The sequence below is a fragment of the Pseudomonas sp. S1_E05 genome (genome assembly GCF_056337105.1).
Window position 1 is genome coordinate 1,031,687 of sequence record NZ_JBFRHM010000001.1, and the last position, 16,517, is coordinate 1,048,203.

The window sequence follows — 16,517 nt, forward strand, 5'->3', positions numbered from 1 at the left end:
GCGACCAGCATGAATCCCGCGAGAGCCGGATGGCTCAACAAAGTACCTGAAGTCACACTTGCCTTCTGGGTAATCAAGATTCTATCGACCACCGTAGGTGAAACCGGCGCCGACTTCCTTGCCGTAGACGCAGGGCTCGGCGCCGGCTGGACCAGCATTGGCATGGCGCTGCTGCTGGCTGGCGCGCTATTGCTGCAAATGCGCAAAACGGTCTATTCACCGTGGATCTACTGGTTGACCGTGGTGCTGGTGAGCATAGTTGGCACGCAGATCACCGACATCATGACCGACATGCTCGATATCAGTCTGTATGTCAGTACCGGAGTGTTCTCAGTCCTGCTCTCATTGAACTTCCTGATTTGGTTCAAGTGGGAGAACAACCTTTCAATTCGCGAGATCAACACGCCGCGACGCGAACTTTTCTACTGGTCAACTGTGCTCTGCACCTTTGCCCTGGGCACCGCCGCCGGTGATCTGGCCACGGAGGCGCTGGGGCTGGGATTCACCTTGGGTGCGGTGATTTTCGGCGCGTTGATTGCGGCGACGCTGCTGGCCTGGCGTCTGGGCGCCAACGTGGTGCTGACGTTCTGGATCGCCTACATCCTCACTCGTCCATTCGGCGCCTCCCTCGGAGATTTGCTGACTCAAGGCAAGACCTACGGTGGTCTGGGCATGGGTGCAGCGTGGACCAGTGCGATCTTCCTGACCGTCATCGTGCTGTTGGTGGCAGTTGCACAGATCAGCGTTGGCAACCGTAAAACCGCCGTTCAATAACCTTCAAACATCTATCAAGGAATCCACATGCGCTACTTTCAAACGACTATTCGTCATGTCGCCATTATCTCGTCACTGGTATTGCTCGGCAGTCTGTCGGGTTGTTCGAAGCCCGCCGATAAACCCGCTGCCGGCACGCCGACCAGCTCGATGAGTGCGCCAGCGCAGTCCGGCTCGAAACTCGGCGACCTGAGCGAGTTCCGCAGGATTGCCGCTGACGTGAGCACGCTGGTGGAAAAAAACGATCTCCCCGCTGCCAAGACACGTATCAAGGACCTGGAAACCTCCTGGGACTCTGCCGAAGCGGGCATCAAACCCCGGGCTGCGTCTGACTGGCATGTGCTGGACAAAGCCATTGACCACGCACTCGACGCCTTGCGCGCCGGCACGCCGAAGCAAGCTGACTGCAAGTCGGCCATGGATGACTTGCTCAAGGCTTTCGATGCGATGAAAAGCCCGCAGCAGTAAGTCGGGTCGGAGCCGGGTGCGGACAAATGCCGGTTCAAGTGCTTCAATACAGGCGCGACGGGGATCACCGTCGCGCCTTTTTTGTCGGAGCGGTGCATGCGGATTCTGCTGGTCGAAGATGACCTGATGATTGGGGATGCCATCGAAAATGCGCTCAACGATGCGAGTTACGCCACCGACTGGGTGAAAAACGGCCTCACCGCGTTGGCGGCGCTGGACACCCAGACCTATGACCTGGTCCTCCTCGACCTTGGCCTGCCGGGCAAGGATGGGCTCGATGTGCTGGATGCCATTCGCGCACGCAACAACCCTGTGCCGCTGTTGATTATCACCGCCCGGGATGGTTTGGATGATCGTCTGCGTGGCCTTGATGCCGGTGCTGATGACTTCATGCTCAAACCCTTTGCTATCGCTGAGTTGCTGGCACGCATGCGCGCTGTACTACGCCGTCGCGGTGGTAACGCGCAATCATTGCTGGACAACGGCGAAGTCTCCTTGAACCTTGTCTCCAAGCGAGCCTCCACTGCCGACGTCAGCGAAGTCCAACTCTCCAGTCGCGAGTTTGCGCTTTTGCAGGCGCTGTTGATCCGTCCGGGCGCCATTCTCTCGCGCAGTGAGCTGGAAGACCGGATTTACGGCTGGGGCAACGAAGTGGAAAGTAACGCGGTGGAATTTTTGATCCATGCGCTGCGACGAAAACTTGGGAGCCATGTCATCAGGAACGTCAGGGGGATGGGATGGATGGTTTCAAAAGGCGTTTAAGCGACTCGGTGCAATCGCAGCTGTCCGTCGCGCTGTCACTGGCCATTCTCCTCGTCGCCTTGCTGGCCGGTGGTTTCGCGTTCATGTCGGCGCTCGACGAAGTTCACGAGATGCAGGACGAAAGCTTGCGCCAGGTGGCAGTGCTGTTCGATCGCCAGCACATGACCCTGCGCTATCCCGGTGCTGAAAGGCTCGTTGATGACGACGAGGAATCAAGGATCATCGTGCAGTACCTGGCCGATAGCGCCAAAGCAGTCGGCAATGACGATGTCAGCATCCCGTTGCCATTTCCCGTGACTCTGGCGGATGGGTTGTCGACACTGAACATCGCCGGCGAAAATTTTCGTGCGCTGGTCAGAACCCTTTCTACAGGCGAACGCATCGTGGTCGCGCAAGAGGCCGACGTGCGCGATAAGGAAGCGCGGGAAAGCGCCTGGCACAGTCTGCTGCCGTTTCTCATTCTGTTTCCAGTGTTGCTGTTGGTGGTGGGGGATCTGGTGCGCAAACTGTTCCGTCCCATTGCAACGCTATCAGCAGAAATCGATCAACGCGACCATCAGGCGCTTCATTCTGTCGATGAGCAGCACCTGCCGAGCGAAATCCGTCCTTTTGTCGTGGCGATCAATCGATTGCTCAAGCGCGTCGCGTCGACCATGGAAACGCAACGGCGGTTTATCGCCGATGCCGCCCATGAATTGCGTTCGCCGATGACGGCGCTGTCATTGCAAGCGGAGCGGTTGTCGTCCATGCCGATGTCAGAGGAGGCGCGACAGAGGTTTGTGCCCTTGGCTCAGGGCATCGAGCGAAGCCGCATGCTCATCGAGCAGCTGTTGGCGCTGGCCGCCGCGCAATCAGTCGCGCAACGAATCGAGACGGCGGTTTCGGTACACGCCGTGTTTCGTCGTGTGCTGGAGGATTTGCTGCCATTGGCCGAGGATAAGGGCATCGATATCGGAGTGGAAAGCGTCGAGGATAGGCGGGTTGTTATCAACGAGCTGGACCTGTTCATTCTGGTCAAGAATCTGGTGGACAATGCCATTCGCTATACCTCGACGGGCGGGCGGGTCGACTTGAGTGTCGAACCGACCGATTCTGGCGTACTCATCGAGATCAAGGACTCCGGCCCCGGCATTAGCGCCGAAGAGCGAGCGCTGGTATTCGAACCGTTTTACCGCAATTTGGGCACAGGTGAAGCCGGCTCCGGACTGGGGCTGTCCATCGTTGCGGCGATAGCCGACCGTATCGGCGCACGTGTCGGATTGAGCTTTGCAGATGAGGTCAAACAGAGTGGATTACGTGTTTGTGTCTCGCTGGACGTTCGTCGGAGCTGATTTGCTTCAGGTGCATGGCACCTGCGATCCCTGACAATTTCTGCCATTAACCCTGGACGTGAGCCTTACGCATCATCCAAGCAGTTCCAAGCCTGCTGAATGCAGGCTTGGAACCATTGTCCGAGTCAGTCGCGAGCGGGAGCGATCAGAGGGATGTCATTGCCGGCAGTGTCTTTGCTGCCGCCCCAGTTCAACAAGCGATGGGTGAAGTCATAGCTCGCAGCCTGGTAGTAGGTAATCGCTCGTGCGATTAGAGGGTCGTTGACTTGAACCGTCACCTCATGGCTCGCGCCTAATGCGTCGTCGTGGCGTCGCAACAAGGATCGGGGGCTAAGAATAGCCAGATCTTTCCCATCGAACAGACCAAGGTGCTGGTAATTACCGACCAAGACACGGGGGGTAATGCGGACGCTTGAAGCAAGTTACGACCGAAAAATGTCGATTCGTAATTAAGGTTCAACAACCCTAGCAGTGTCGGAGCCAAGTCAATCTGACTCGCCAATTGACCCTCTTCACGCGCAGGAATGAGCTTAGGGGCGTAGATGAACAATGGAATTTGATAATTACGAATTGGAAGATCTTCCTTGCCAGCGCTACCAGCCGTGTGGTCAGCGACAAAGACAAAGATAGTATCGTCGAACCAGGCTTTCTTTCGGGCTGCTTCCAGGAATTTTCCGATTGCATAGTCAGTGTATTTCACGGCACCGTCGCGACCATCACCGGATGCAATATCAATCCTGCCATCTGGGTAAGTGTATGGACGGTGATTGGAGGTGGTCATCAGTTGCAACAGGAACGGTTTGTTGAGCGAAAAGTTCTCGTCTGCCAGCTTCAGCGTCAATCGGTAAAGATCTTCATCTGCCATGCCCCAGGCGTTTTTGAAATGGATATCTGCTTCATCGACACTGCTTTGATCGACCACCTTGTAACCATTTCCCCCGAAGAACGCATTCATGTTGTCGAAGTAGCCACGTCCACCGTATACAAAAACGCTGTCGTAACCGACATGGTTGAGCTGTTGGCCCAGGCTGGCGAAGCCACTTTCACGGCCTACCCGTTTTACGATGGAGCGTCCCGGCGTTGGAGGAACAGACAACGTAATCGCTTCCAGGCCACGATCGGTTCTGGTGCCAGTGGCGTAGAAGTTGTTGAAGTAAAGACTTTCCTTACGTAATTGATCGAGATTGGGCGTCAGGTTGTCAGGGTTCCCATTGCTGCCCATGTACTTCGCGCTGAAGCTTTCGATGGTCACCAAAATAATATTATGTCGCTTGGTCTTTTCTTTCTGCGTGACGACTCGACGTACATCAAGGGAATCCTTTCCGATGAACCGCACGTCGCTTTCCGCCATTTCCTGATGGATCATTCTGCCGACTACATCATTCGGCAACGTGGCGTAGAACTGTTCGTAGTCCAACTCGTTATTGCGAAACGCGGCAAAGAACTGGTAGGGACCATTGCTGGCCAATTCATGCTGATAGGTGTTTCCGCCTTCTCCCCGGGGAGTGTCCTGGTCAACGAAGCACACAACAATTGCAGTCAAGGCGAACAACGCCGCAACACTCAGCAAGCGCACGCGCCAGGTCGGCAACGGCGCACTGATCACACGCTTTAATGGTCTGTACAAAATAATGCAGATTACAACGGCGATCACCGCCAACCCGCTAAGCAACTTACCGATAGGGTAAGACTCCAGAATGTTATTCAACACCTCGTCGGAGTACACCAGATAATCCACGGCAATAAAGTTGAAGCGTACGCCGAATTCGTCCCAGAACAGCCATTCAGCCACTGCGGTGAATAACATCACGAAAACGCTGAGTATCAAGAGGCCTTGCAAAAACCAGTAGTGCCCACGGCTACGCCACAAAGCGGGAGGACACAGCAACACATAGAGGCTCATCGGCAGCGCGGCGAACAGCAGAAAGCTCAGATCGTACAGTGCGCCTATACCGAAAATCGAAGCATAGGCATTGCCCGCCTCTGAAAGGTGAGTGGCCAGTAACACCAACCGGGTAAGGGTAAAAACCACCAACCATAGGTCGGTAACCGTTAGAACGAAGCGCAGGGGGGCTGAAGTGAAAAAGCGCATTGAAAACTCCTTGTTATATTCCTTCCAGATCGAAAATTTGTTGCTGGTGGATCTGCGTATCTGCGAGTCCTAATCCATAGGACATTCCTTTTCGAATGCACGGAGTTACGATGGCGAGAAAATGAATCTATCCGATAGAATAGAAAAAAATCGTCAAGACGACTTGATCCTGTTGCCATTCGGAAGGCTGTCAGCGTGTTTTCACACAGGTCGTTCGGGTTTTTTCCTTTCTGCGCATACCACTCAAGTCGATCGTGATCGCCGGTTAACTGGCCGGGATGGACAACGTTGCCCGCAAGCCACCTTCCTGGCGGTTGACCAGCGTGATGCTCCCTCCCAACTGCGTCGCGATGGTGTTGACGATGGTCAAACCCAGTCCTGCCCCTTGCGCATTGCCACGGCTGTAAAAACGTTCGAACAATCGTGCCCGGTCCGCTTCTTCGATCCCGGGACCCTGGTCTTCGACAATCAAATGGCAGAAGCCCTCAGTCCGGCTCAACCTCACAGTGATCACGCCATTGTCTGGCGAGAAATTGGCGGCGTTGGTCATCAGGTTGCCAAGGGCAATTTCGAGCGCAGTGGGGCTGACCAGCGCGTAGGCCGGCCGGCCGCTTTCTTCAAACGCCAGTTCCAGGTGTTTGCTCAGTAACCACGGGGTCATTTGAGCCAAGCTGTTGCGCACGGTCTCGGCTACGTCGACCCGTTGGGGCGGGGAACCTCCAGCGCCGGGCTCAAGGCGGGCCATGGTCAACAGTTGGTTGACCAATCGGGTCGTGCGGTCGACGCCGGCAATCAGGAACGCCAGCGATTCACGGCGCTCCTGTTCAGAGCCGGCTTCCTGAAGGTTTTGGGCGTGGACTCGCAACACCGCAAGCGGTGTACGCATCTCATGGGCGGCGTCGGCGATGAAGCGACGCTCGCGTCCGAGCACTTCCTGGATTTGAGCGAGCATGCGATTGAGTGCGGCTTGCATCGGTTCCAGCTCGCTGGGCAGCGGCGTCAACTGCAACGGTTCAAGCGAGCCACTGTGTCTTGCGCGTAAGGTCGCGGCCATGTTCGCCAACGGCTTGAGCCCCCAGCCGATGGCAAGCCAGACCATGGCCGCCAACAGCAGGCTGCCAATCACGTTGGGGCCCAGGGTGTGGCGGACGATGCGGTCAACCAGATCCGCCCGCACGTCATCGCGCTCTCCGACCCAGATGCGCATGCCGTTGTTTTGATCTTCGAGAATGAAGGCGCGCCAATGACGGTTGTTCAGGTCCACTACGTCGCTGAAGCCTGGCAAGGTGGGTGGTGATCTGAACGAAGGCGCGCTGGCAGTGTGTACCAACACTTCACCTTCGGAGTTCCACACCTGAAAGGCAATTTTGCGTTCGTAAGGGTGGCCGTCGCCTCGCGGCTCCGCTTCACCCAGAGCAGTGTTGAAGGCACGGTACAGGTCGGCGTGTTGCTGACCGGCCAGCGGCATGCGCATCACGCCTTGCAGCAACCGCGCGTTCTGGGCCAGTTGTGCGTCGTAGACCTCGGCGATCTCGTGATTGCTGTCGTGCACGTTAAAGAAGCTGAGTACCGTCAAGCCGGCAAGCAACAGGCCGATGATCAGCGTCAGTGTACGGCGGCGGATCGAGGTCATTGGCGCTCCTCCACCAAATAACCCACGCCCCGAATGGTGCGGATCAGGTCGGTGGAGAATTTCTTGCGAAGGTGGTGGATGTGCACTTCGAGCGTGTTGCTTTCGGCTTCTTCGCTCCAGCCATAGAGCAACTGCATCAGTTGGTCGCGGGTCATCACCCGGCCGGGCGGCGACAGCAACTCATGCAACAACTGATATTCCTTGGGCGTCAGTGCCACGGGCTGGCCCCGGTAGCTGACTTGTTGGGTGCCTGGGTTCAGGCTGATGCCCGCGTGCTCGATCAACGCCTGGGCGCGACCGGCACTACGCCGCAACAAGGCCCGCAAGCGCGCCTTGAGCTCGGCCAGGTCGAAGGGCTTGATCAGGTAATCGTCGGCGCCGGCATCGAGCCCGGCGATTCGGTCTTCCGTGGCATCGCGGGCGGTCAGGATCAGCACCGGAAGGTTGGAGCCGCTGTTGCGCAGGCGACGCAGCACTTCAAGGCCATCCATGCGCGGTAGCCCAAGGTCGAGCACCGCCAGGTCAAAGGTTTCGCTGAGCAACGAATGCAATGCGCTGGCGCCATCCTTGAGCCAGTCGACGGTGTAACCCTCGCGCCCCAGCGCCTGGTGAATGCCTTCACCGAGCGCGACATCGTCCTCGATCAGTAGTAAACGCACATGGGCTCCTGTCAGTCGAGTTTCTTGTTCACGTCCACCAGCAAAGCGGCGATTTCTTTGCGGCGCCCGGCGTCAGCGCTTTCCCGGCCCGGCCGAGGCGCTGCCTGAAGGGCTTTGAGCAGCGCGGCCCTGGCTTCAGCGTAGCGTTTCTGACGGTAGAGATGATCGCCCCAGAAGTACAGGCTGTCGATGCCGTCGGGATTGAAGTGCAGGGCTTGCCTGAGCAATTGCTCGGCTTTGTCGCTGTCGCCGAAGCCGATCGGCCAGCCGGGCACCCGATCGTACAGCGCGCCGAGGCTCGTATAGGCCGAACCTTGCAACGCTTTTGGGTCCAGGGTCAGCGACTTTTCCAGGTCGGCCTTGGCGTCCTTGGCTTTGCTCAAGGCACCGAGTCCGCCCTGGGCGCCGGCCCAACTGCTGGTGACGATGCCTTTCCAGATCCAGGCCTCGGCCACGGCCGGACGCTCGGTTGTAAAGTTGGAGGCTTGGGCTGCCAGTTGCTCAAAGGCAGCAGCGCGTTGGTTTTCCGGGGTCTCGTACTGAATGCGCGCCCAACCCTGCTGAATGCTGTTCAGGCGTTGTTGATCGGCGGCGTCCAGTGCCAGAGCGCTTTGACTGAGGGCGCCGAGCAGCAGGCATGCGAACATTTTCTTCATGATTTTGGCGTCTCGTTCTCGTTTTTTTCACTCAGGCGACGGATCAGCGGCAACTGCTTGCGCAAGCCCCGATCCACCAGATTGGGTAGCAGGCTGTTGAGGCGCACGAAAAACCGCTCCGGCCAGCCCAGGTACAGGTCTCGACGATCACCGGCAATCGCATGAGTGACTCCCGCTGCCACGGTTTGCGGATCGTCGACGCTGGCCTTCAGCGCATCGTTCAAGGCTTGCGCGGCGGCACTGTTCATCGACGTACGGGTGGCGCGGGGCGCGACGTACAACACGTTGACGCGGGTATCGGCCAGTTCTCGGCGCAAAGCCTCGGAAAACCCGCGCAGGGCAAACTTCGTGGCGCAATAACTGGCATAACCGGGGTAGCCGATGGAGCCATAGGTGGAGCCGACATTGACCACCATGGCGTTGTCAGCCCGCTTGAGCAGTGGCAACAGCAGTCGGGTCAGGCAGATGGGGGCGCTGATGTTCACCGCCAGCATGTCGTTGATGTCGCTGTCGTCCAGTTGTTCGAGCATGGCAAAGTGATTGACGCCGGCGGCGTTGATCAGCAGGTTGATACCGCCGATGGCCTCGGCAGCCGTCAGCACTTGGCGTCGGTCATCGGACGAAGTGAGATCGGCCGCGATCCAGCTCAGGTTCTGCGGGTAGCGCTTGAGCAGTGGCAACAACGCCTGCTGATGCCGTGCCACGGCGAGCACGCGCGCACCGGCGGCGCACAGAGCGCCGGTGATCGCCACACCAATACCGCCACTGGCACCGGTCAACACCACGCGGGCCTCATGCAGCTGCATCTTGTGCCTCCGCGTGGCGGGGCAGGCCGCGGAACATCTCGGTATAGAGTCGGTAAACCATTTTCGAGGCATGAATCACCGCCGCTTGATCCTGCGGGTCTTCGAGTTGGTTCATGAGGTGGCGGTAAGTCTGCATGTGCTCGATGTCGAGCGAACCGTGGGAGCTGAGGTAGCTGAAGGCCGAAGTGGGCAGTGCCAGGTGCTCGCGAATGCTGGCGGCGGCGTGCGTAGCCAGGGCGACGCTGGTGCCCTCCAGCACGTTGACCATGCCGAACAAGCCCACCGGATTACCGCGGGCGATCAGGTCGTAGAGGAAGCTGATCATCAGCTCTATCGCTTGCGATGGCTGGCCGTCGCGCACGGCGTCACGATCCCCACCACAGGCAGCGATGTCGTCGAGCACCCACTGTTCATGGCCGTACTCATCTTCGATGTATTCGCAGACCGCTTTACGCAACCACTCCAGGCGCGTCGGCAGGGCTGCGCCGCACGCCATCATCAGGGGCACGGTGTGGCGCACATGGTAATAAGCCTGTGCCAGGAACGCCCGATAGCTCTCCAGGCTGACCTGGCCTTGAAGGGCATCGACGATGATCGGCAGGTTGAACAGCTCATGGCGTTCCTTTTGCGTGGCTTCTTGCAGGGTGTCGAAAAAACTCATGATGCGGATTCCTCGGTTACGGCGGATTCAGTCAACAGGTGGTGATACACCGTGACGATGGCGTCGCGGCGTGGACGGCCGTTGGGGGTGAGCAGGCCGTTGGCGGCACTGAAAGGTTGAGACAGACGCGTCCAGTGATGCACATGGGCGTAATCGGGCAAAACGTCATTGGCTTCATCGACGTCGGCTTGCAGCTCGGCATCGGTGCAATCCGGGCGGTGCGGCCAGAGCAGCGCATGGTTGTGGGGCAGGGCTTCGCCATAGACGAAGGCTTGGGCAATGTGCCGGCGCTGAGTCAGTTCGGCCTCGACCCATTCGGGGTTGACGTTGCGCCCGTAGCTGGTGACGAACTGGTGTTTCTTGCGTCCCTTGAGGTAGAGGAAACCGTCCGTATCGAATTCGCCCAGATCGCCGCTCGGCCACCACGGGTCAGTGATCGCAGGTTCGCCGAGATAGCCGAGCAATCTCGAACCCTTGATCATGACTTCACCGTCCTGCGCCAATCGCAGCGCTACATGGGGCAGGGGCTTGCCGACGCTACCGGGGCGCTGCGCACCGGGACGGTTGAGGCAAACCACCGAGGCACATTCGGACAACCCGTAGCCTTCGTACACCGCAAGCCCCACCCGTTGAGCGCGGTGCAGCAGCTCCTCCGCCACCCGTGCGCCACCCACGGCAGCAAAGCGCAGGGTGCGCGGATTGAAAGCGTGTTGTTCCGCAGCGCTGACCAGCAGTAACAGCAGTTGCGGCACCAGGATCAGGCTCTCAGGTTGGCGGCTGGCCAGGTAGCCGAGCATACGCGGCACATTGACGCCACTGGCGCCCTGAATGCCGAGGGTTTCCTGGCTCGGCAAGCTCAGCGTTGCACCGGCATATAGCGCTGCGTAGCAGCCCAGGTTTTCCAGCAGAATCGCCAGGGGCAGCAGTGCCACATGGTGTCGTGGCGCGTTGGCAAGACTGGCTTGCTCCAACTCCCGCGCGACCCGTAGCAGGCTGTCGGCGCTCAGGCACACACCTTTGGGCGTGCCCGTGGTGCCGGAGGTGAAGGTCAGTTTGGCGGTGCCCACTGGCATTCTGTTGGGACCGGCAAAAGCGCGGCACCAGAATTCGCCGCGTTTTTCATAGCCGGCTGTGAGCATTTCGGTGTCCAGTTGCGGCTCGGCGATGACGCGTTCGGCCTGGCTCTGCTCCAGGCAGTGGGCACGTTGCGCCGCGCTGAAAAAGGCGGCAGGCATACGCACGTCAGCCCTTCGAACAGTATTGCCAGGTCCCAGAGCATGGCTTCGACGCCGTTGTCCAGCGCCAACGCAACGACCTGCACCTTCTCATCGCGCAGGCGCTCCTGGCGGTACAGCAACTCGGCGTACAGCGTCGGGTAGTCGATCTTGAGCGTATCGCCCCACAGCGCCACGCTGCTGTCGTTGCGCCCGGCGTGGCCGCGCAGGGTTTCATGGAACCGTTGCAGTTCAAGCGACATGGAAGGCTCCTTCGATCGGCGTCGGCAATCCGAGCCGGTTAAACACTCCGATATCGCGCAAATGCAGGAACCCGGCGCGAATGTTCCCGACGTGCACCCAGGGTTTGCTTTCGTAGTAGCTGCCCCAGTCGTGGCGGTCCTCGCCGAGGCGTTTGGGGTCGGCGGCGCACAGCGTCACCGGTTTGAGACCCAGGCGATGGAAGCTGTTGACCAACCCGATGTTGCCGGTGAACGTCACCCATTCCGGGCCGCCCATACCCAGCAGGTAAGTCAGGGCGATGATGCTCAGGCGTGCGCTGCCCGTGTCACTGGCGCAAAGGTTGCCGACTTCGACGATTTCGCTGCGTTCCACTCCGCGAGCGGCTGCCGCGCTGATCAGTGGCTCGATTCGCTCGTCCAGATAACGCTCCAGGAACAGCGGCTCACGATGGGCTCGTCGTACGCCAGCGACTGCGCACAACTGGCCCGCGCTGTTGAGCATCCCGAACAGCTCGGGCATGAAGTGGCGGATATCGGCACCATGAGTCTTGCGAAACTGGTGCTCAATGAAGGCTTCAAAAAGGCGCTCGCCGTGAATCACCGGGCAATGCGTTGAACAGACTCATCCGCTGAGTTTCTGCCCGACCGAAGTGCAAGGGCAGGGGAATGTTCCAGTCTGTATCGGGCATGGCGCAACGCCTCCCTCAATGGGTTTGAGGGGAGTATCCAAGCCGTTTCTTAACGAAGTCTGAAGGTGAAAAAATGTTAACGAGCTGTCGATCTTCAGATTGTCTTAAGACTGCCAGGGCAGGGTAGCGGCGTCGGTTCGCCCTGGAACCGTATTGAGACTGCCGAATCGGTCGGCAGTTGTTGACGACGAGGCACCTTATGCACCACGAGACGGCGGCACATCGTTATGGAAAACTGTCGATCATGCTTCATTGGTTGATGCTGGCGCTGTTTGTTGGCGTGTACGCTTGCGTCGAAATCAAAGGCTGGATGCCCAAGGGCAGCGAAGCGCGAGGCCTGTTGATGGGGTTTCACGGCCTGTTTGGCTTGAGCATTTTCCTTCTGGTGTGGGTACGGCTACTGGGCCGCTTGACGCCTCGTCCACCGATCATCCCGAAACCACCCGCGTGGCAGACCGGCCTTTCCCATCTGGTGCATCTGGCGCTGTACGGATTGATGATCGCCACCCCGATCCTGGCTTGGTTGATGCTGGCCGCTGCCGACAAGCCTTTTCCGTATTTTGGGTTTCACCTGCCAGCGCCGGTGGCAGTCGACCCGGACCTCGCCAAGCGCCTCAAGTATTGGCATGAACTGGTGGGCACCGCTGGTTACTGGCTGATCGGTCTGCATGCAGCGGCAGGCCTGTTCCATCACTTTTGGGTGCGTGACAACACGCTGACGCGCATGCTGTTGGAGCGAAACCGATTCTGACTGTTCAGAAGCCATATTGACGGTTCCGTGTCGATCCATCGGGCGGCACCGCCGGAGCGAGTGTGTTCTGGAGGACTCCAACGTCGAACTTGGAGATGAACGGGTAGAGCTCGTCAAAGGGCAAGCGTTCGACCAGGCGAACGCTTGAACCTCTCCACGGACCGGGGTTTACCGGTTTGAGATAATACCGGCGCCTGGTTCGGCCGCCGACGTCTGCAAAAACTCGACAGTCAACCCTGACAGTGCCCGAGCCCCAACCACCAGGGCCTTTTCATCCACGATGAAATTCGGGTTATGGTTCGGTGCGGTGGTGGCCGGGTCCTGGCCATCAGGGGTTACTCCAAGAAAGATGAAGAGCCCGGGCGCCTCTCGTGCAAAGAACGAGAAGTCCTCAGCCGCACCCACCAATGGGCTGGTCGCAACCTTCCCCGAAGCAGCCCGCGCAAGCACGGGAGCCATCTGCGCCGCGAGCTTTTCGTCGTTCACAGTGGTGCCATACCCCGCAATCACCGACACCTCAGCCTTGGCATCCGCACTTTCAGCGATCTTCTCTGCCGTCAGCTTCACATCACGCCCAATCTGCGCCCGGACCTTCTCGTCATAAGTCCGAATGGTGCCGGTCATCTGCACCTTTTCCGGAATGATGTTGGCCGCGCTGCCGCCCTGGATCGTGCCCACGGTGACCACCGCTGGCGATTGCGTCAGATTGGTACGGCGGCTGACGACGGTTTGCAGGCCTGTGATGACTTGGGCCGCCGTCACGATGGGATCGACTGTGTTCCAGGGCATGCCGCCATGGCCCTGTTTGCCGGTGACGGTGATTTTCAGATCATCGCTGCTGGCGGTGGTCGCGCCTGTGCGCCAACTGAGCTCCCCCTGATCGACCTGGCATCACGTGTACCGCGAAGACTGCATCGGGTTTGAGTGTGTCAAACAAACCTTCCTGCAGCATCCGTTGCGCGCCCCAAAGCTCGTTTGGGCCGGAGGAGGGCAGGCTTGAGCCTTCTTCGGCAGGCTGGAAGATGAACATCACTTTGCCCGGCAGGGTATCGCGCATGCCCGCCAGCACTTCGGCAGTGGCCATCAGCATCGCGGTGTGCGCATCGTGGCCGCAGGCATGCATGACGTCCACTTCCTTGCCTTGATAGTTGCCGCGGGCCCTGGACGCGAACGGCAAACCTTCGGGCTCCTTGACCGGTAGGGCATCCATGTCGGCGCGCAGTGCGACCACTGGCCCGGGCTTGCCGCCAGTGAGAATGCCGACCACGCCGGTGTGTGCGATGCCGGTATGCACCTCGAGGCCGAGTTTGCGCAGGTGGTCGGCCACCAGCTTGGCGGTGCGTGTCTCCTGGCTGCCCAGTTCTGGATGTTGATGAATGTCGCGTCGCCATTCGATCAGTTTGGCTTCCACTTCTGCCGCACGGCTGTAAGCCTGCTCTTCGAGGGCGCTGGGTGATTGCGCCTGGGCGCTACCGGCCAGGCCCAGTAGCAGGGCGGCCAGCCATTTTGAGGGTTTGAGCGTTATCATTTCATCCCTTCGGTCGCTGCCTGTCCCAGCGATTCCTGGCCGGGGCCGCGACGGGTCACGTGGCCGATGGTCATGATCACCAGTGGCGTGAAGAGGGCGATGTAGGCGTTGTCGATGCCCCATGGGTTGCCGGCCAGGAACCAGCCAACGGTCGCAACCAGCGAGGCGATGATGCTCAGGAACGCGGCCGTCGCGGTGCCGAACCTCGGCGCGTAGAACACCATCAGCACCAGCACGGCCAGCGAAGCGCGCAAGGCCTTGCCCAGGAAAGCGATCATCAGCACCTTGTCTGAAGTCAGTGCCAGCGCGATGGGTAACAGGCCCACGGCGATGGTGGCGATGCGAACAAAACGCAGGGACTTGGCATCGTTCTTTTCAAGGTTGAACCACGGCTCGTAAAAGTCGCGCAGCAACAGCGTGGCCGAACCCATGCTCACCGCAGAAATGGTGCCGAACAGCGACCCGGCCAAACCTGCGACTACCAGGCCCGCGGTCAGTTGATCCATGCTGGCGATCAGGCGCGGGAAGGCTTGCAACGAATCCACCTGAGGAAACAAGGCGGCGCTGCACATGCCGATCAAGGCTGCGCCGATCCCGAACGGAACCATGAACACCGCGCAATAGAAGCAGGCGCGTTGCGCCTTGCCCGCGTCGCTGACGGTGTTGACCGCTTGAATCACGTATTGGGTGGAGAAAATCGAGCCAATACCGGCGATCATCCAGGCGATAATTTGGCCCCAGCCAATGGCGGTCCAGTCGAACATGCTGGCGGGTAACTGGGGGGCTTGCAGCGTGCTGATGCCACCCACCTGTTTCAAACCGAACCACAGCGCCAGGCCGACGCCGAGGTATTTAAGGCTGGCGTGCACAAAGTTGGTATAGATCACCGAGCGCATGCCGCCGATGCTCACGTACAAAACCGACACTACCCCGACAATGATGATCGCCAGCGTGCGGTCTACCTGCATCACACTCGCCAGGACCGCACCGCCGCTGGCGTAAATCGAAACCGCGACGATTTCCAGGGCGAATATGGTGATGATCGAGGTGGCGAAGCGGGTCCGTTGCCCGTAGTTGCGCGACAGCACGCCGGAGATGGTGTTGTCACCCAGATCCTTGTACTTGCGCGCCAGCAACCAGGCGAACAACACGAACCCCAGTGCCAGGGCAAACAGGTTCCAGGCTGCCGAAATGCCGGTCTTGAAACCGGTCTGCGCGGTACCAATGCTGACGGCCGTGCCAATGAATTCCGACAACATCAGAAAGCCAATCAGGATGGCGGGAAAATGCCCGCCGCCAGTGGTGTAGTTGTTGGCACTGCGCGAATGGCGGCGCACGCTGAAGCTGATCAGCGCGAGGCTGAGCATGTAGATACCGGTGATGGACAGGACAACCCAGGAGGAGGAAGTGTGCATGTTCGTTATCCCATCACGGTGTCGAAGATGGATGGGAAAACGCTGGCGGAGCTGCGGCAGGTGGCTGGCATGATCATACCCATTAAGTATTGTTGTAATGGTGATCAGGGTCCCCTGTAAGACTGAACGTGTCTAATATCGAACAAGTATTGTTTGATGCTCTGAAGGTATTGAGTCGAGAGCTCGGGTGGCATCTGCGATGTTCTGAGCCTGCAAGGTAGGGGGGGGGCACGCTAAGCCGGCGTGGGACCTCGCCATGGACACATCCTGAGCTGGCCTATACGAAGCCCCATCGCCAATTGGCGTACCAACTTCCGCCGTAATGAACATACCTGGACGCCCTGGCCACGCCCTCAAGATGTGTCGCGTAACCTGGTATCTGTCCTGCTACCCCTGCCTTGGCCCATTGATGCACCAGGCTTTTGGTGGAGATGCCCAGTGCATTTTTGAGGTTAGGGTGGTCCGGGAAGCCAGTGCTGATTTTGGTCAGGCCGTTCAGGCTGTTGCCCAGCATCTTCAGCGGGCGCTGGCGTTCGGCGAAGAACTCTGGCGATCGCAGATCGCCGTGGGTCTGGAATGATCTGTGGTGCAGGTTCCCCAAGTTATTCAAAAGGCGTTCCATATACTTAAGTTAGTAAGAAAATCAGTTGATGGCTACGCCAGTTGCTTTTGAGTCAAAAAAGCACTGTCTGTAGCATTGTGATTGCCATGAGTGACGCGAGAAAGTAATTTGTTATTGTATGGTGAGTTATAGCCCAAGTATTTGGATGGTTTTTGCAATCACCACTGACAATATTAAGGTAAAAACTAGCAATATATTTGCCTTGTATAGGATG

General features: G+C 58.8%; 12 protein-coding genes and 4 pseudogenes. 5 read left to right on the top strand and 11 right to left on the bottom strand.

Translation table 11 applies throughout. The features are described from left to right. Positions 1 to 9 precede the first annotated feature (9 nt). From AB4N33_RS04830 to AB4N33_RS04845, 4 genes are all read left to right on the top strand, one after another. Complete coding sequence (locus AB4N33_RS04830) at positions 10 to 774, top strand: COG4705 family protein (protein ID WP_476456580.1); 765 nt, start codon at positions 10 to 12, stop codon at positions 772 to 774. Positions 775 to 801: 27 nt separating this feature from the next. Beyond that, complete coding sequence (locus tag AB4N33_RS04835) at positions 802 to 1,242, top strand: hypothetical protein (RefSeq protein ID WP_476456581.1); 441 nt, start codon at positions 802 to 804, stop codon at positions 1,240 to 1,242. Between the two features lie 96 nt (positions 1,243 to 1,338). Beyond that, positions 1,339 to 2,004, top strand: a complete 666-nt coding sequence (locus tag AB4N33_RS04840) for a response regulator (RefSeq protein WP_460123716.1) — start codon at positions 1,339 to 1,341, stop codon at positions 2,002 to 2,004. Beyond that, complete coding sequence (locus AB4N33_RS04845) at positions 1,980 to 3,335, top strand: ATP-binding protein (RefSeq protein ID WP_476456582.1); 1,356 nt, start codon at positions 1,980 to 1,982, stop codon at positions 3,333 to 3,335. Before AB4N33_RS04840 ends, AB4N33_RS04845 begins: the two co-directional genes overlap by 25 nt. 125 nt (positions 3,336 to 3,460) lie before the next feature. Here the strand turns inward: AB4N33_RS04845 and AB4N33_RS04850 are convergent. From AB4N33_RS04850 to AB4N33_RS04885, 8 genes and pseudogenes are all read right to left on the bottom strand, one after another. Then, a pseudogene (locus AB4N33_RS04850) lies at positions 3,461 to 5,427 on the bottom strand (LTA synthase family protein). Positions 5,428 to 5,692: 265 nt separating this feature from the next. Further along, the gene (locus AB4N33_RS04855; RefSeq protein WP_460123724.1) at positions 5,693 to 7,060 is read right to left on the bottom strand and encodes an ATP-binding protein; all 1,368 of its coding nucleotides are present in this window, start codon (positions 7,058 to 7,060) and stop codon (positions 5,693 to 5,695) included. Further along, on the bottom strand, positions 7,057 to 7,719 hold the full coding sequence (locus AB4N33_RS04860) for a response regulator (RefSeq protein WP_476456583.1): 663 nt from the start codon (positions 7,717 to 7,719) through the stop codon (positions 7,057 to 7,059). Before AB4N33_RS04860 ends, AB4N33_RS04855 begins: the two co-directional genes overlap by 4 nt. Positions 7,720 to 7,730: 11 nt before the next feature. After that, positions 7,731 to 8,375, bottom strand: a complete 645-nt coding sequence (locus AB4N33_RS04865; RefSeq protein WP_476456584.1) for a tetratricopeptide repeat protein — start codon at positions 8,373 to 8,375, stop codon at positions 7,731 to 7,733. Further along, the gene (locus AB4N33_RS04870) at positions 8,372 to 9,181 is read right to left on the bottom strand and encodes an SDR family oxidoreductase (RefSeq protein ID WP_476456585.1); all 810 of its coding nucleotides are present in this window, start codon (positions 9,179 to 9,181) and stop codon (positions 8,372 to 8,374) included. Before AB4N33_RS04870 ends, AB4N33_RS04865 begins: the two co-directional genes overlap by 4 nt. Continuing rightward, positions 9,168 to 9,842: a TenA family transcriptional regulator gene (locus AB4N33_RS04875; protein WP_476456586.1), complete on the bottom strand. Its 675-nt coding sequence runs from the start codon at positions 9,840 to 9,842 to the stop codon at positions 9,168 to 9,170. The genes AB4N33_RS04870 and AB4N33_RS04875 overlap by 14 nt, the downstream gene beginning before the upstream one ends. Then, positions 9,839 to 11,319: pseudogene (locus tag AB4N33_RS04880) on the bottom strand (AMP-binding protein). Before AB4N33_RS04880 ends, AB4N33_RS04875 begins: the two are co-directional and overlap by 4 nt. Then, positions 11,309 to 11,987: pseudogene (locus AB4N33_RS04885) on the bottom strand (thermostable hemolysin). The pseudogenes AB4N33_RS04880 and AB4N33_RS04885 overlap by 11 nt, the downstream one beginning before the upstream one ends. Positions 11,988 to 12,186: 199 nt before the next feature. Between AB4N33_RS04885 and AB4N33_RS04890 the strand changes: the two are divergent. Beyond that, positions 12,187 to 12,738 carry a cytochrome b gene (locus tag AB4N33_RS04890; RefSeq protein WP_460123745.1) on the top strand — a complete coding sequence of 184 codons (552 nt, stop codon included), beginning with the start codon at positions 12,187 to 12,189 and terminating at the stop codon, positions 12,736 to 12,738. A gap of 168 nt (positions 12,739 to 12,906) precedes the next feature. On the opposite strand, the pseudogene AB4N33_RS04895 reads toward AB4N33_RS04890, so the two are convergent. From AB4N33_RS04895 to AB4N33_RS04905, 3 genes and pseudogenes are all read right to left on the bottom strand, one after another. Continuing rightward, positions 12,907 to 14,266: pseudogene (locus AB4N33_RS04895) on the bottom strand (amidohydrolase). After that, complete coding sequence (locus AB4N33_RS04900; RefSeq protein ID WP_476456587.1) at positions 14,263 to 15,681, bottom strand: sodium:solute symporter family protein; 1,419 nt, start codon at positions 15,679 to 15,681, stop codon at positions 14,263 to 14,265. Before AB4N33_RS04900 ends, AB4N33_RS04895 begins: the two are co-directional and overlap by 4 nt. A gap of 277 nt (positions 15,682 to 15,958) precedes the next feature. Further along, entirely contained in the window at positions 15,959 to 16,291 is a 333-nt protein-coding gene (locus tag AB4N33_RS04905) for a hypothetical protein (protein ID WP_476456588.1), read from the bottom strand. Positions 16,292 to 16,517: the final 226 nt, after the last annotated feature.

Coding starts and splice junctions, on each gene's coding strand:
- AB4N33_RS04875 (WP_476456586.1), bottom strand. CDS start 9,842: ATGAGTTTTTTCGACACCCTGCAAGAAGCCACGCAAAAGGAACGCCAT.
- AB4N33_RS04865 (WP_476456584.1), bottom strand. CDS start 8,375: ATGAAGAAAATGTTCGCATGCCTGCTGCTCGGCGCCCTCAGTCAAAGC.
- AB4N33_RS04840 (WP_460123716.1), top strand. CDS start 1,339: ATGCGGATTCTGCTGGTCGAAGATGACCTGATGATTGGGGATGCCATC.
- AB4N33_RS04900 (WP_476456587.1), bottom strand. CDS start 15,681: ATGCACACTTCCTCCTCCTGGGTTGTCCTGTCCATCACCGGTATCTAC.
- AB4N33_RS04835 (WP_476456581.1), top strand. CDS start 802: ATGCGCTACTTTCAAACGACTATTCGTCATGTCGCCATTATCTCGTCA.
- AB4N33_RS04890 (WP_460123745.1), top strand. CDS start 12,187: ATGCACCACGAGACGGCGGCACATCGTTATGGAAAACTGTCGATCATG.
- AB4N33_RS04870 (WP_476456585.1), bottom strand. CDS start 9,181: ATGCAGCTGCATGAGGCCCGCGTGGTGTTGACCGGTGCCAGTGGCGGT.
- AB4N33_RS04830 (WP_476456580.1), top strand. CDS start 10: ATGAATCCCGCGAGAGCCGGATGGCTCAACAAAGTACCTGAAGTCACA.
- AB4N33_RS04845 (WP_476456582.1), top strand. CDS start 1,980: ATGGATGGTTTCAAAAGGCGTTTAAGCGACTCGGTGCAATCGCAGCTG.
- AB4N33_RS04855 (WP_460123724.1), bottom strand. CDS start 7,060: ATGACCTCGATCCGCCGCCGTACACTGACGCTGATCATCGGCCTGTTG.